This is a genomic window from Marinoscillum sp. (assembly GCF_965229915.1).
Lineage (GTDB): Bacteria > Bacteroidota > Bacteroidia > Cytophagales > Cyclobacteriaceae > Marinoscillum.
In genome coordinates this window covers 377,226-391,620 of the sequence record NZ_CBDDJZ010000001.1, presented here as the reverse complement: position 1 = coordinate 391,620, position 14,395 = coordinate 377,226, and the positions used below count along the sequence as shown (strand labels likewise).

The 14,395-nt window shown below is 45.0% G+C and carries 11 protein-coding genes; all 11 read right to left on the bottom strand.

Features of this window, described 5'->3' with window-relative positions; genetic code table 11:
* Positions 1 to 15: 15 nt before the first annotated feature.
* Positions 16 to 1,139, bottom strand: a protein-coding gene (locus ACO067_RS01620) for an IS3 family transposase (protein WP_421869815.1) whose coding sequence is annotated in 2 segments (ribosomal slippage) — positions 16 to 884 and positions 884 to 1,139 — 1,125 coding nt in all. Because the reading frame shifts where the segments join, the coding sequence is not laid out codon by codon here.
* A gap of 564 nt (positions 1,140 to 1,703) precedes the next feature.
* Positions 1,704 to 2,741 (bottom strand): bestrophin family protein, encoded by a 1,038-nt coding sequence (locus tag ACO067_RS01615; RefSeq protein WP_421869812.1) that lies wholly within the window; start codon positions 2,739 to 2,741, stop codon positions 1,704 to 1,706.
* Positions 2,742 to 2,774: 33 nt separating this feature from the next.
* Positions 2,775 to 6,221 (bottom strand): pyruvate carboxylase, encoded by a 3,447-nt coding sequence (locus ACO067_RS01610; RefSeq protein WP_421869809.1) that lies wholly within the window; start codon positions 6,219 to 6,221, stop codon positions 2,775 to 2,777.
* Between the two features lie 99 nt (positions 6,222 to 6,320).
* Positions 6,321 to 7,706 (bottom strand): CapA family protein, encoded by a 1,386-nt coding sequence (locus ACO067_RS01605; RefSeq protein ID WP_421869806.1) that lies wholly within the window; start codon positions 7,704 to 7,706, stop codon positions 6,321 to 6,323.
* 29 nt (positions 7,707 to 7,735) lie between these two features.
* Positions 7,736 to 8,860, bottom strand: a complete 1,125-nt coding sequence (locus ACO067_RS01600) for an ABC transporter permease (RefSeq protein ID WP_421869803.1) — start codon at positions 8,858 to 8,860, stop codon at positions 7,736 to 7,738.
* Complete coding sequence (locus tag ACO067_RS01595) at positions 8,857 to 9,942, bottom strand: ABC transporter permease (protein WP_421869800.1); 1,086 nt, start codon at positions 9,940 to 9,942, stop codon at positions 8,857 to 8,859. The genes ACO067_RS01600 and ACO067_RS01595 overlap by 4 nt, the downstream gene beginning before the upstream one ends.
* 17 nt (positions 9,943 to 9,959) lie before the next feature.
* The gene (locus ACO067_RS01590) at positions 9,960 to 10,703 is read right to left on the bottom strand and encodes an ABC transporter ATP-binding protein (RefSeq protein ID WP_421869797.1); all 744 of its coding nucleotides are present in this window, start codon (positions 10,701 to 10,703) and stop codon (positions 9,960 to 9,962) included.
* On the bottom strand, positions 10,700 to 11,605 hold the full coding sequence (locus ACO067_RS01585) for an ABC transporter ATP-binding protein (RefSeq protein ID WP_421869794.1): 906 nt from the start codon (positions 11,603 to 11,605) through the stop codon (positions 10,700 to 10,702). Before ACO067_RS01585 ends, ACO067_RS01590 begins: the two co-directional genes overlap by 4 nt.
* Positions 11,602 to 12,501 (bottom strand): HlyD family secretion protein, encoded by a 900-nt coding sequence (locus ACO067_RS01580; protein ID WP_421869792.1) that lies wholly within the window; start codon positions 12,499 to 12,501, stop codon positions 11,602 to 11,604. The genes ACO067_RS01585 and ACO067_RS01580 overlap by 4 nt, the downstream gene beginning before the upstream one ends.
* On the bottom strand, positions 12,498 to 13,781 hold the full coding sequence (locus tag ACO067_RS01575; protein WP_421869789.1) for a TolC family protein: 1,284 nt from the start codon (positions 13,779 to 13,781) through the stop codon (positions 12,498 to 12,500). The genes ACO067_RS01580 and ACO067_RS01575 overlap by 4 nt, the downstream gene beginning before the upstream one ends.
* 11 nt (positions 13,782 to 13,792) lie before the next feature.
* Entirely contained in the window at positions 13,793 to 14,395 is a 603-nt protein-coding gene (locus ACO067_RS01570) for a TetR/AcrR family transcriptional regulator (protein WP_421869785.1), read from the bottom strand.

Here is a 14,395-nt window from a genome sequence, read left to right as displayed (position 1 = left end):
CTGGGATCAAATAGACTAATTCTCTAAATATTTACAAAATTCATTCTGGTAGTTTTCATTCTTAGTTTGGTATTTCAGATACTGAACGGGAGATAGTTTGCTCAGGGAATCATGCCCTCTGACTAGGTTATAGTCTTCAGCAAATTCACTGGTCTTCTTCCTTACCGATTCAAGTGAATCAAATAAATAAGCATCCAGTATATCTCTTCTGTAAGTTCCATTAAACCTTTCTATATAGCTGTTCTGCATCGGTTTTCCAGGCTGGATATAAGCTAATTCAATATGCTTTTCCTGACACCAATTCTTCAGTGTGTTGGAAATGAACTCAGGGCCATTATCTGTTCGGATTCGTTGTGGTTTACCTCTCCAGAAAATAGTCTTTTCAAGGACTCTAATGATCCTTTCAGCAGGTAAAGAAGTATCGATTTCAATGGCCAGTATTTCACGGTTAAAATCATCAATGAGATTAAAAGCTCTAAACTTCCGTCCAGTAATCAAGCTATCGGAAACGAAATCTGCTGACCATGTATGGTTAGGTGATGCAGGAACTTCCAATGGTTGCTTAACTCTCGCTGGAAGCCTTCTTTTACGCTTTCGCTTCAAGTTCATTCCGATCGATTTATAGACTCGATATACACGTTTGTGATTCCAGGGGTGACCTTGTTTCCTAAGCCTGTCGAACAGCTGCCAAAACCCTTCTGTAGGGTGTTTGTCAGCTAATCGATTAAGGACATCAATCACCTCATGATCATCCTTTCTGCTCTGATAATAATACATTGATTTGGATAGGCTCAGTATCCTACAAGCCCTGCCAACACCAACAGTAAAACGTTCTCTGATGATGTCAGCCTTCTCCCTTTTAATGCAGGGCTTTAGATCTTTCCCGACAGTACGTCTTTCAGTATTTGATGGTCCAAACTTAAGTCGGCAAACATCTGTTTCAAGCGTCTGTTTTCCTCTTCCAACTCCTTGAGTTTCTTTAACTCATTGGCTTCCATACCTCCGTATTTCTTTTTCCAGTTATAGAGGGTAGACTTATGGATGCCATATTCACGGCAGATGCTCTCTTGATCTCTGCCTGATTCATGTTCCTTGAGCGCTTTGACTATCTGCGCCTCTGATATTCTTCGCTTTTTCATCTTGACTGTTTAAATGTACAATTTTTGTCGCCTTTCAAACAGTCCTATTTTTAGGGAAGCTTACACTAACACTTGAACAGGTAGGAAGATATTATCCTGAATTAGATTCAATATTTCGCAACCATTCAGATGATTTTAAAACTAAGACATTGGTCATAACCTCATTAAAAACTTACAAAGAGAATGGCGAATACGAGACTACACCTGAACCCAAATTTGAACCCTTCACTTTGATCGATCCTGAGAATTTTGAATTTTTAGTATTAAAGGACCCTTTGAGTCATGAAGCATTCACGAGCACGGGTGTTATCAGAAACGTTTACAGCGAGCAGATTTTTATGGATGATTCAATTAGTGGGGCTTGGCAATTTGAGACCTATTTAGAACTGAACCAAGAACTTCTAAACTTTTTCAAAGAGAGTGAAACTTATAATTCCACATTTTTTAGAGAAGTTAATTTGAAAAAATCACCGAACAAAGACTAAAATGAATATGCGAACTGCGTGAATTGGCATAAGCTAACTGATCTATTGTTCTGTCCTCAAATAAGCTGACCCCATTACTTCACAACAAAATCCCGTTCTTTGATTTGATCGCCTCCGGAATGTTTTCTTCTCCCAGCATCTCCTTTAGGTCTATTTCGATCACCCGGCACAGTGAGAGCATGGGAATGTCATTGACCAGTCCTTCAAACGGGTTTTCAGAATAATCACCCACCAGTTCCATCATCACAAAGATCCAGCCCACAATCACGTTGAAGGGAATGGACAACCAGATGCCCCAGGCACCGAGTTTGGAGAATTCAGACACCATGCCGAAGGGTAGGAGGAAGATGAAAATGGCAATGAAGATAAAGCTCATGTTGGCATACTGCCGTGGCATGGGAAACTTCTTGATGCGCTCGCACTTGCCTTGGTGATCGTAAAAGTCTTTGAGCAACGCTTGCAGCTCCATGTGTCTAAAATCTTCGATGAGCCCTTGCTCACGCAGTGCTTTCAAATCCTGAGCCTGCTGATCAATGATCTGGGTTGCGGTGTTTTGGTAGTTGATGAGTCGTTCGTACTCTTCAGCTGGCAGGAAGTTTTTGAGCTCGTCTTTCGTTACATCATCATCGATTAGTCCCGTTCCGAACTTGCGCTGGTAGCGCTTGGCATACTTGCCTACCAGGCCTTTTTGGGAGGTATGTTCCCACTCGGTGGCCATTAGCAGTTGACTCCTCAAGGCATATAACCAACCGATATGACGGTAGATGAGTCGTTTCCAGGTGGTCCGTAGGTGATGTTCATCCACGGGCTCATCTGCAAACTGATTGGTCACGAAAGACCGCACATACATTCCCCAGGATCGACTGCTGTTGATGATGGCTCCCCAGATTTTGCGGGCCTCCCACATCCGATCATAGGAGCTATTGTTTTTAAAACCTACATAAAAGGCCACTGCCGTACCTATCAGGGAGATGGGCAACCATGGGATATAAAACCATTCAAAATTAGCATACTCATGCAGGAGCACAGGTGTAAGCATCCATGGAATCAACCAGGTAAAATGATGCGCTGAAAACTGCATCACTCTACCTAGTGTAATGTTTTTAGTGACGATCATCGAAGTAGCTTTTGGCTAAAGCTACACCATTAATCAGTCTAATTCAATCACCAAATCATCTTGCTCTACCATGTCTCCACCCAGCAGGTGTACCTTTTTGACCGTTCCATCTTTGGTGGAAGTAACCGTAGACTCCATCTTCATTGCCTCGATGATGAATAATGGTTGCTTGGCTTTGACCTGATCGCCTGCTTTTACCTTTACCTCGGCCAGTCTGCCTTGCAATGGTGAACCTACGTGATTTGGCTCAGTAGCTTTGATGTGCTGTGCTTTGGTTACTTGCACATTGATGTCCTTGATCTCGATCAATCGCGCCTGTCCATTCAGCTCAAAGTACACCTTGCGCATGCCACTTTCATCAGCTTTGGAGATGTACTGCAGTTTGATGATGATGTGCTTGCCTTTACCGATTTCCACATACAGTTCCTCGTCTGGCTCTATGCCAAAGAAGAACGCCTTGGTTGGCAGTTGCCATACGGCGCCATATTTCTTCCAGTAGTTGTAAAAATCTTTGAATACTTTCGGATAGAGCTTGTAAGAAAGGAAGTCCAACTCATCACAATATTCATCAAACTCTTTCTGGAAGGCTTTGAATTCCTTCTCGAACTCCACTTCTGGAAGGTGCGCATTTGGCCGGTCGGTAAACGGCTTTTCCCCTTTGAGCACGATATCAGAAACCTTTTTGGGGAATCCTCCTGGTGCCTGACCTAGCTCTCCTCTAAACAAACTGATCACGGAATCAGGGAAGGATAGCGAATCCCCACGTTCGAACAGGTCTTCCACTGTCAGGTTGTTAGAGGTCATGAAAATCGCCATGTCTCCAACCACTTTACTGGAAGGCGTTACTTTCACAATGTCTCCGAATAGGTCATTGACGATGGCGTAGTTTTTCTTCACCTCTTCGAATCGATCCTCAAGTCCGAGTGCAGCGGCTTGTGGTCGCAAATTGGAGTACTGTCCACCTGGTATTTCGTGATCGTAAACCTCTGCGGTCCCAGCCTTCAATCCACTCTCAAATGGGTAGTAGTACTGACGCACGTCTTCCCAGTAGTTAGAATACTTATTGAGAGAAGTTACATCTATTTTCGGATCTCGCTCATGTCCTTCCAGCACTTTGGCCAGCGCATTGAAGTTGGGCTGGGAGGTTAGGCCTGACATGGATGCTATGGCCACATCCACAATGTCGACTCCTGCTTCAATTGCTTTGAGGTAAGTAGTTGCCTGCATGGAAGACGTGTCATGGGTGTGTAAGTGAATCGGGATATTCACATGGTCTTTGAGCGCACCAATGAGCTCAGTCGCTCCATAAGGCTTCAATAGTCCAGCCATGTCTTTGATGGCTAGAATGTGGGCGCCTTCATCCTCCAGGGCTTTGGCCATGTCCAGGTAATACTGGAGGTTGTATTTGGAGTTTTTGTCCATCACATCTCCGGTGTAGCAGATGCAGGCTTCTGCTACCGAGTTGGTCCGTTCTCGTACGGTTTTGATGCTCACCTTCATCGCTTCCACCCAGTTGAGCGAGTCGAAGATTCGGAAGATGTCCATACCATTTTCTGCACTTTTCTCGATGAACCTTTGAATCAAATTATCCGGGTAGGCTTTATAGCCAACGCCATTTGATCCTCGGAAGAGCATTTGCAACAAAATATTTGGCGCAGCCTCTCGAATGTTTTTCAGTCGATCCCATGGATTCTCATGGAGAAACCGCATACTCACGTCAAACGTGGCACCGCCCCACATTTCCATAGAGAACACATTGGGGTGGTTCTTGGCATAACCCTGGGTCACATTTAGCATGTCTAGCGAGCGCATGCGTGTAGCTAGCAACGACTGATGAGCATCGCGCAATGTGGTATCGGTAAATAGAATTTGTTTTTGATCTTTGATCCATTTCACCAGGCCGTCTGGTCCTTCGGCATCCAGTATCTGCTTGGTGCCTGATGGATGTGGAGCTCTACGGTCGTATTCTGGTACTTTGGGTGTACGGAACTTCACCGACGGATCTATTCGCTTGACACTTGGATTGCCGTTTACCGCTACTTCACCCAGGTAATTGAGCAGACGGGTGGCGCGGTTCATGAAGCGCCGCATCTGGAAGAGCTCCGGATGATCTTCAATGAACTTGACCGTGGCTTTTCCTTTAAAGAAAACTTCGTGGTTGAGGACGTTTTCCAGAAATCCTTTGTTGGTCACCACTCCACGGATTCTGAATTCAGAAAGTGCCCGCTGCAGTCGTTGGCTAGCACCAACAAGTGTTCTGCCTGATGCGGTGATTTTCACCAACATGGAGTCGAAGAAAGGGGAGATGGTTACCCCAGCGTAGCAGTTACCAGCATCGAGTCTTATTCCAAAACCACCTGGAGAACGGTAGGCGATCACTCGACCGTAATCTGGTTTGAAATTGTTTTCAGGATCTTCCGTAGTGATACGGCATTGGATGGCATATCCATTTTTCTGGATGTCTTCCTGGCTCTTGATGAAGATGCGTTTGTCATCCAGCGGATAGCCACGAGCTATCTCGATTTGAGAGCGAACTATGTCAATGCCGGTAATCTCTTCGGTGATGGTATGTTCTACCTGTACTCGCGGATTGACCTCAATGAAGTAAATGTTTTCATCTGCGTCCACCAGGAATTCCACCGTACCTACGTTGTTGTAGTTTACTTCTTTGGTAATGCGGAGAGCATACTCATACAGTTTTTCGCGAGTTTCATCTTTCAAGCCGATTGATGGGGCTACTTCTACCACTTTTTGGTAGCGGCGCTGTACTGAGCAGTCTCGTTCATAGAGGTGTACCAGGTTGCCATAGTTGTCACCCATGATCTGCACCTCGATGTGTTTCGGACTATCGATGAATTTCTCGATAAAGACGGTGTCATCACCAAATGCTTTTTTCGCTTCGTTCCTGGCTTCATGGAAAGAGCCTTCCAGTTGGTCTGCTTCTCGCACTACGCGCATTCCACGTCCGCCACCCCCGGCGGCCGCTTTGACCATTACCGGAAATCCGATACGGTCTGCTTCTTCTTTGGCTATCTCATAGGAGGTGAGCTCACGCTGACTGTCTTCTATTAATGGTACTTTGGCTTTTAGTGCCACCTGCTTGGCCTTCACTTTATCACCGAGCTGATCCATTACTTCTGGCTCTGGTCCGATGAAGATGATCCCTTCTTCTTTGCACCGTCTCACAAAATGTACATTCTCTGAAAGGAAGCCATATCCTGGGTGGATGGCGTCCACATCTTCTTTCTTAGCTAATGCGATGATTTCTTCGATATCCAAATAGGGTTTCAAAGGGTCTGCATCCGCACCAATTTGGTAGGCTTCATCGGCTTTGTATCGGTGTAGCGAGTAGCGATCTTCGTAGGTGTACATCGCCACGGTTCGGATTTTCAGCTCTGAAGCTGCCCGAAGCACTCTTATAGCAATTTCACCGCGATTGGCTACCAGAAGTTTGTTAATCGTTTTGATAGTAGGATTCATAGAGAATGTGAGCTTTTTTGAAAAAAGTTTGGGGTGCTGTCCATGTAATTTATAGACTAGAAGTGAAACCCCTCTGCCAATGGATTGTTTTTCGGGGGATTATTTATGGAGACTCAGGCTATCCGATTCCAACGGGTCATTGCTGACGTATTTCAATTCACGAATGCCAATGTTGGAAGAGTCCAACAGTGCTCTGGAGCCCTTGAGAAAAGATTGCATTTTGTGGAGGTTGTAAGGACTCAGTGTAGAATCTGGATTCGTTTCAAAACTAGCGGCAGGGAGCACTTCATAGTTGTTTTTACCATGCTTTCGGTACTTGTGTACCCAGGTGAGGTAATATCCTGTGTTGGAGATATGCGTTTCACCATGCTTTTTTTGAAGATCCAGCTCAAAAATAGCTCCGCCATCTCGAGGGGCTGTCCGCTGATCTGAGACAAAATTCCCAAGACTGAAACAAACCAGGTACTCGGTGGTGTCGCTTGTTTTGATCCACTGCATTTTTTGCAAGACATGTGGATGCGACCCAATGATAATGTCCACTCCTTGATCAAATAGTAGCGAGGTGAGAATTAGCTGTTCTGTATTCGGTTCGTGTTGGTATTCCTTTCCCCAGTGCATAAAGGCAATGAGTTTATCCAGCTTTGCCAGCTTGGCATCCTTCAGATCATTGAGAATGAGTGCCGAATCGATGCGATTGACCAGTGTTGGTGGTGGGTTGGGAAGGTAGTTGGTGCCATAGGTGTAGTTTAGTACGCCTACTCGAATATTGTTCTTGTCGATAATGAGCAGGTTGTTTTGCGCTCTATCCGCACTATCAAGAAAGGTCCCTGTGTGATCCATTTGCAAGCTGTCCAACACACGAATCGTTCGTACCAATCCAGGGCCTCCCAGATCGCAGGAGTGGTTGTTGGCGGTGACCAGTCCGTCTACTCCATTTTCCTTTAGAGCTATGGCCAGCTCATCAGGAGAGGAGAATTCTGGATATCCTGCGTAAGGTGCTCCGGCCAGTGTCACCTCCAGGTTGGCCAGCGTATAGTCGGCTCTCTCGAAAAGGGGTTTCATTTGTTGAAATACTGGATTGTAGTCATAACTACCGTCTTTGGAGTTGTAAGCCGAATTGATTTGCCCATTGTGACCCATCACATCACCGACGAACTGGAGCTTCAGGGAGTCTACATGATTTTCAATCGAATCCAAATAGGTCAGATAGTCCTTTGTATAGAGGATTACAGCACCATTGCGGCCCGCTGCACCATAGCGAGACACGCTTTCTACAGTGTCTCTGATCAGGTCCATTTCGCCGATGGTTTGGCGATCGATATCCTCCAGACTACCGTGAAAAATCGTGTCATTCATCAGAATCAAGGGAACCACTGCTACTTTGGTTCGTGCCGTATCAGCAGTAGCTGTGGTGGTTGTGACCACTGTTTTTTTGCTGCAGGCTAACAGGAGAGTGAGTATGACAATGGCAGAATAGTACTTCATAAAACAAGAAATCTGCCGTAATATAGCTCCTAATTGACTTTTCGGTAATTGAATATGGCTAACGCATTGATGATCAGCGCATAGAGGCTGATGATCAGAAAGTGTCCCGCAATATCTGCAAAGCCTGCACCTTTCAGCAGAACTAGCCGGACCACTTCTATGAAATAGCGAACGGGGTTGATCAGGGTAATTTTTTGGGCCCAATCAGGCATATTTTCGATTGCGGTAAATAACCCACTCATCAGCAGGAAAATCACCAAAAAGAACCAGGAGATAAACATGGCTTGCTGTTGCGTATCCGTGAGCGTGGAGATGAGAAAGCCCATGCCTAGTACCATGACAATATATACTGCAGCAAAGGCATAGAGTGCCGGTAAGCTTCCAATCATCGGTACATCGAAGATGACTTTGCCCACCAGTAAACCTACGGTCAACTCAAACAAACCTATAATCCAGAGAGGAAACTGTTTTCCCAGGATGAACTGGTATTTTTTGATCGGTGTGACATTGAGTTGCTCAATGGTCCCCAGCTCTTTCTCCCGAACAATGTTCATGGAGGAAATGAATACTCCAATCATAGTCACTAGCATCACCATGATGCCTGGCACCATGAATGTTTTGTAATTCAGGTCAGGATTGAACCAGTAGGAATACTCCACGTTAATGCGATTAATTTCTACCGGCACTACTTGTGCTTTGGTGAGGTATTTGCTGCGCAGTTCGTTATTGAAGTCCTGGACAATCCGGTTGACATAGTAGGTGCCTAACCCGGCTTTTGTACCGTCGATGGCATTGATAATGAGCTGTAAATCAGCTTTTTGCTCTCTGATTAGCTGCCTTTCAAAATCCGCAGGGATTTCTAAAACCAAATCGGTTTTGCCCCGATTGATGGCTTCCGCACCAGCTTCTGAATCGAATGAAGCTCCTGATAAAATGAAATATTCGGAAGCGTCTAGTTTTTGATACAGCAGCTTACTGGCAGCCGACTGGTCCTTATCAATCCAGTAGATTTTCAGGTTCCTGATTTCAAAATCCGCAGCATATGACAGCACCAATAGCTGGATTACAGGCATCACAAACAGAATGGGTAGGATACCTTTGTTTCTGAAGATTTGCAGGAACTCCTTACGGATTAAAAACAGAATCGTCCTCATTCTAGTCTCACTTTAAATTTCCGAATACTCACCGTGATAAAAACCAGAATAAAACCACAGAGTATAAGTGTTTCTTTCCAGATCAATCCAAACCCACTGCCTTTGAGCATGATGGATTTTACGATGACGATAAACCATCTGGCAGGCACGATGTTGGACACAATCCGTAAGGGAAGTGGCATGTTTTCAATCGGGAAAATAAACCCCGATAGCAAGATGGTTGGTAGCATCAGTCCCATCAGCGATAGGAGCAAGGCGGTTTGCTGTGTCTCGGCAACCGTAGAGATCAAAATACCCAGAGCTAGAGCCAATATGATGAACAGCAGGGTTTCTGATAAGAGGAGGACCAAATTACCATGAATCGGTACTCCGAAGACGTATTTACCCAATGCTAAAATGATCAACGCATCGAGCAAGGACAGGAGCACATAAGGTACTACTTTGGCGAGCACTACCTGGGCGGGCTGCATGGGAGAGGTGAGCAAGACCTCCATGGTTCCCAGTTCTTTTTCGCGGGCTATGGAAATGGAAGTCATCATGGCCGAAACCAACATGAGCAAAATGGCAATCAGACCCGGAACGAAATAATAAACACCATCGAGCTCGGGGTTATACCAATACCTGGACTGCAATTCGATGGTGAAAGGAAGTGTGCTCGATTGATTCAGCTGCATGGTGTAGTCACCAATGATCGCTTGCAGGTAATTGACCAGTGAGTTGGCCGTATTAGGGTCAGAAGCATCTGCAATCAATTGTACTGATGCTTGGGACTCACCCTCCAGCTTATTGGCAAAGCCGCTTTCAAAAACCACTACCAACTTCACACTGCCATCCCTAAAAGCCTGCTCAATGTCCGATTCGTTTCTAATAACGGCACCTTCCTGAAAGTAGCTGTTAGCCAGCATCTTATGTTTCAACTCCACTGTGCGCTCATCCTGACTGAAGTCCAAAAATCCAATATTGGCATTTCTAATTTCATTGGTAATGGCATAGCCGAAGAGTAATATCTGGGCCACGGGCATTCCAAACAATATGAGAAGTGTTCGTTTGTCTCGAAGAATGTGTAAAAATTCTTTTTTCACGAAGGATAGAAAACGCTTCATATCAGTGTGCGCCCCTCCCTGGCTATTCCAACAAATACTTCGTCCATATTTGCCGCATTGAAGCCTGCTTTTAGTTGATCAGGTGTACCTAGCGCGGCAATTTTCCCAGAGACCATCATGGAGATGCGATCACAGTATTCTGCTTCGTCCATGTAATGGGTCGTTACAAAAATAGTAGTGCCTTTCGCCGACTCTTCATAGATCATGTCCCAAAACTGTCGGCGGGTGATGGGATCTACACCACCGGTTGGTTCGTCCAGAAAGATGATCTCCGGATCATGAATCATCGCCACAGAAAAGGCCAACTTTTGTCGCCACCCGAGTGGAAGACTCTTGATCAACGTTTTGGCAGACGACTGCAAGCCGAGTTGATTTAAGAGTTGCTCCGTTTTGGATTTGATCTCACGATTGCTCAACCCGTAGATCCCTGCGAATAACTGGATGTTTTCTTTCACCGTAAGGTCGGCATACAAAGAAAACCGCTGGCTCATATAACCTATGCGTTTTTTGATCTGCTCGGCTTCCCTGAATACGTCAAACCCTGCAACGGTTGCCTCACCGCTGGTCGGTTTTAGCAGTCCTGTTAGCATCTTCATAGCCGTGGTTTTGCCCGCTCCATTGGCACCAAGAAACCCAAAGATCTCTCCTTTGTATGTCTCGAAGGAGATGCTATCCACAGCATGAAAACTGCCAAAGGCTTTCACCAGGTTGGTAACCGATATGATGGCTTCTTCCTTCATTTGGACATGAGTTTCATGAATGAATCTTCAATACCGGCAGTGATGGTTGTTATGCTAGTTTCCTCCGATGTGTGCTCATTGAGCCATTCAGATAGCTGCTGTACCTGAAGGCTGTCAGTGGCTGTGAAATGGATCTCAGAGCCAAACGAATAGGCAGAAAAGCACTTTGGATGTGTTTTCAGTAGCTGGAGCAGTTGGTGTTTGTTGTTGCCTTTAACAGCAAATAGTGGATTTCCGAACTGATGATTGATCGCCTGAGGAGAATCTACCGCAAGTAGTTTGCCCGTCTGAATCAGACCTACCCGACCACAAAGACCAGCTTCATCCATGTATGGAGTGGATACGAATATGGTCAGGCCATCAGCATTGAGTTTTTTGAGCATTTCCCAAAACTCTTTCCTGGAAACGGGGTCTACGCCAGTGGTGGGTTCGTCCAGGAAGAGTATCTCAGGGCGATGGATCATAGCGCAGCAAAGCGCCAACTTTTGTTTCATGCCGCCAGATAGCGCTCCGGCTTTTCTGTCTTTGAATGGTTCCAATTGCACGTAGATGTCTTCTATCAGTCCATAGTTGTCATCGATAGTGGTTTCAAACAGGCTGGCAAATAGGGATAGGTTTTCTTCCACGCTCAGGTCTTGATAAAGTGAAAACCTGCCAGGCATGTAGCCTATTTTGGTACGAAGTAGTTTGTAGTCTTTTACAGGATTTAATCCGATGACGTGCATAGAGCCTTTGTCAGGAAGAAGGAGTGAAGTGAGCATTCGGATCAGGCTGGTTTTCCCAGCACCATCTGGCCCGATTAGTCCAAAAAGTTCTCCTTCCTCTATTTCAAGACAAAGATCAGAGACAGCCAATGTCTGTCCGTAGCTTTTTTCGATATGTTGGATGCTGATGGCGCTCATGGTTTGGTGAAGATCACTTCTCCAGGCATTCCCAGCTTTAACGACCCATCGTTCACCACTGCTATTTTCACAGCATACACCAGGTTGACTCGCTCTTCTTTGGTTTGTATGATTTTAGGAGTGAATTCCGCTTTCGGGGAGATCCATTGGATTGTTCCTTTATAATCTTGCAGCTGAGCACCTTTGTCCGCACGTACGGTCACCTGATCTCCTGTCTGAAATGAAGTAAGTTGATCCTCGGCAACATAGGCTCTTAATACAAGCTGGTCCATATTGGCTATTTTGTACAGAGGTTGCCCCGGGTTGACCAATTCACCAGGTTCTTTGTAACGCTCCAATATGATACCTGATATCGGTGCTTTCACCTGTGATCGCTGGATTTGATCTTCTAATTGGGCTATTTGCCAGCGCAAGGGTTTTATCTCTGCCAACAAGCCTCTATTGGCTGTTGAGAGTTGACTTTCAGTAGCGGCTATCTGAGAGTTGGTTACCTCCAGCTGACCTTTGAGGTCATCGTATTGTTTCTGTGTGGCTGCACTATCAGCCAGTAATTGGCTCACACGATTCAACTCTCGGGTCAGGTTGCTCTTTTGGTCATAGAACACTTCTAGCTGAACCGGTACGTTTTGCAGTTTACTCTTGAGCGCATCAATGGTGGCTAGTAGTTGCTGTTTTTTCAGATGCAGCTGGTTGGTGTCGATGCTGGCAAGTTGCTCATTTTGAAGGAATGATTGGCCTTCAGTCTTAGTCATTTGAAGGATTTTTCCAGGCACTTCAGCCGCCAGGAATACTTCGGTAGTTTCAAAGTTTCCGAAAGCGTCTGCGGGAGAATCGTCATTTTGACAGCCACCGAGCAGCAACGAAAGGAGTAGGGTAGTGTAAATGATTTTTTTCATGGCATATTTCCTGATATGGTGAGTTGTTCTACTTGTGCTTTGGCCAGATTGATTTGATCCTGAGCTAACTTCAGTTGGTTTTGGGTCAGGTTGTTGCGTTCGGTTAGGTATTCTATGGCAGTGATGGTCCCCTGATCCAATTGAGCACTAGCTGTTGAGGTTATTTCTTCTTGAAGCGTGAGCAGTTCCTCATCGGTGATGATCGCTTGTTGTAGTATATCTACTTCAGTCTGCTGTTTAATCAGTTCATTTCTGACGTTTCTGGTAAAATTTTCCATTTCAGACTGGACGATCTCTTCATTGAGCCGCAGAACCTGTTGCTGTTTGTTAGAAGATGTCCAGTCCCAAACTTTCCATTCCACTCGACCACCAATCATGTAATAAGAAGACCAACTGGTTTCAAAGAAATTGAGGGCATTTGGACTGCCGTATCCTACATTGGCAAAAGCCATAATTTTAGGTCGCAATTGGCTTTTTACTTGATTTTTTGAAGCAGCTATTTGATTGCTTTTGTTGGTGAAAACGTCAAGTTCTGGTCTGTGAATTTCATTTTCTGGAGCTTTGGCGAAATCCGGCAAAGAGAGTTGATCGGCTACTGAAAGTGGTTCGCCAATCCAGTCACTCAAGACTTTAAGTAAGGCTTGTTTTCGTAATACCGCAGCATTTAATGCCTGTTGGGTTTTCAATTGTTCCTTTTTGATCTGATGGTTAGCTGTGGGAAGCAATACGCCATTGTTAACTGCTGACTGAATAGAACGCTCTCGATTACTGAGCTCTTTTAGTACTTCTCGATAGATGCTTTCTGCATTTTGTAAGGATAGAATGCCGAAATAGAGTTCATTGATCACTGACCTGATTTGGTACAGTGATACCGACAGTTCACTACTCTTTACAGCGGATACTGCTTGTTGGATTTCTTGTGCCGCTTTGATTGCTCCACCACTGTAGATGTTCTGCGTGAGGTTGAGTGTTAACTGATATTGATCCTTAGGTATTTCAGGAGTGGGAGTGCTGGGGAGTTCAAATGGTAGCTGAAATACATCCGATTGATAAGTGGCAGACCCTTTGACAGAGACGTCTGGTAGGTAGCGATTGGTCGCGATCTCATCGTTCAGCTCCTGAATGGATTGGATGTATACCTCTTGTTGTTTGATAGGACTTAGGTTTTCTGCCTTTCGGTAGCATTCCTGCAAATCCAGTGATTGCGCACCACTATCTACCGTGTATGCAAGCAATACTGAAACAACAAGTGTATAGTTTAACCTTTTGGTTAATTTCATGGCAAATTTTTTTAGGGTCTTAAAGCATTCATTATGTATTTAGGTACTTCTGTTTTTCTTGCCTCCATGAATTGTGAGAACTGATTTTCATTAACCTGGGCAACTGCCTGGAATAAACTCTTGGCAGCAAAAGGGAATACGAGTAAGCTGATCATGTTTAACAAGAACATTTCCACGGAGATCTCCCGAATCGTTCCTTTTTCTGCTTCTGTTTTCAGTTGATCTTTGATCACTGAAAGATCGATCCCTTTCTGCAAGTGTAGTCTCTGAATGAGTTCTTCTGGGTGTCTTTGAAGCTCATTTAGGACGAATAAAGGCATTTCTGGTCGATCGGATAAGAACTCAATGTATTTGTCCGTAAGCTGGTAGACTTTTACTTCGAGTGGTAGCTCACTGTTGAGAATGGCTACCAGTCGTGGCAGCATGTCCTGGATGACATCATCAAATATGGAGTAGAATAATTGCTCCTTGCTCTTATAGTAATAATGAAGAAGCGCTTTGTTGATACCTGCCTGATCGGCAATCTCCTGCATGCGTGCGCCAGTCATTCCTTTCTTGATAAACTGGATTCTCGCCGCTTCTTTGATTTTCTTTTCTGTGGATTCTTCACTCAT

What these genes read in the sequence shown, in the direction of transcription:
- ACO067_RS01600 (WP_421869803.1), bottom strand. Translation starts at nt 8,860, where the DNA reads ATGAGGACGATTCTGTTTTTAATCCGTAAGGAGTTCCTGCAAATCTTC.
- ACO067_RS01570 (WP_421869785.1), bottom strand. Translation starts at nt 14,395, where the DNA reads ATGAGTGAAGAATCCACAGAAAAGAAAATCAAAGAAGCGGCGAGAATC.
- ACO067_RS01585 (WP_421869794.1), bottom strand. Translation starts at nt 11,605, where the DNA reads ATGAGCGCCATCAGCATCCAACATATCGAAAAAAGCTACGGACAGACA.
- ACO067_RS01615 (WP_421869812.1), bottom strand. Translation starts at nt 2,741, where the DNA reads ATGATCGTCACTAAAAACATTACACTAGGTAGAGTGATGCAGTTTTCA.
- ACO067_RS01605 (WP_421869806.1), bottom strand. Translation starts at nt 7,706, where the DNA reads ATGAAGTACTATTCTGCCATTGTCATACTCACTCTCCTGTTAGCCTGC.
- ACO067_RS01580 (WP_421869792.1), bottom strand. Translation starts at nt 12,501, where the DNA reads ATGAAAAAAATCATTTACACTACCCTACTCCTTTCGTTGCTGCTCGGT.
- ACO067_RS01590 (WP_421869797.1), bottom strand. Translation starts at nt 10,703, where the DNA reads ATGAAGGAAGAAGCCATCATATCGGTTACCAACCTGGTGAAAGCCTTT.
- ACO067_RS01610 (WP_421869809.1), bottom strand. Translation starts at nt 6,221, where the DNA reads ATGAATCCTACTATCAAAACGATTAACAAACTTCTGGTAGCCAATCGC.
- ACO067_RS01575 (WP_421869789.1), bottom strand. Translation starts at nt 13,781, where the DNA reads ATGAAATTAACCAAAAGGTTAAACTATACACTTGTTGTTTCAGTATTG.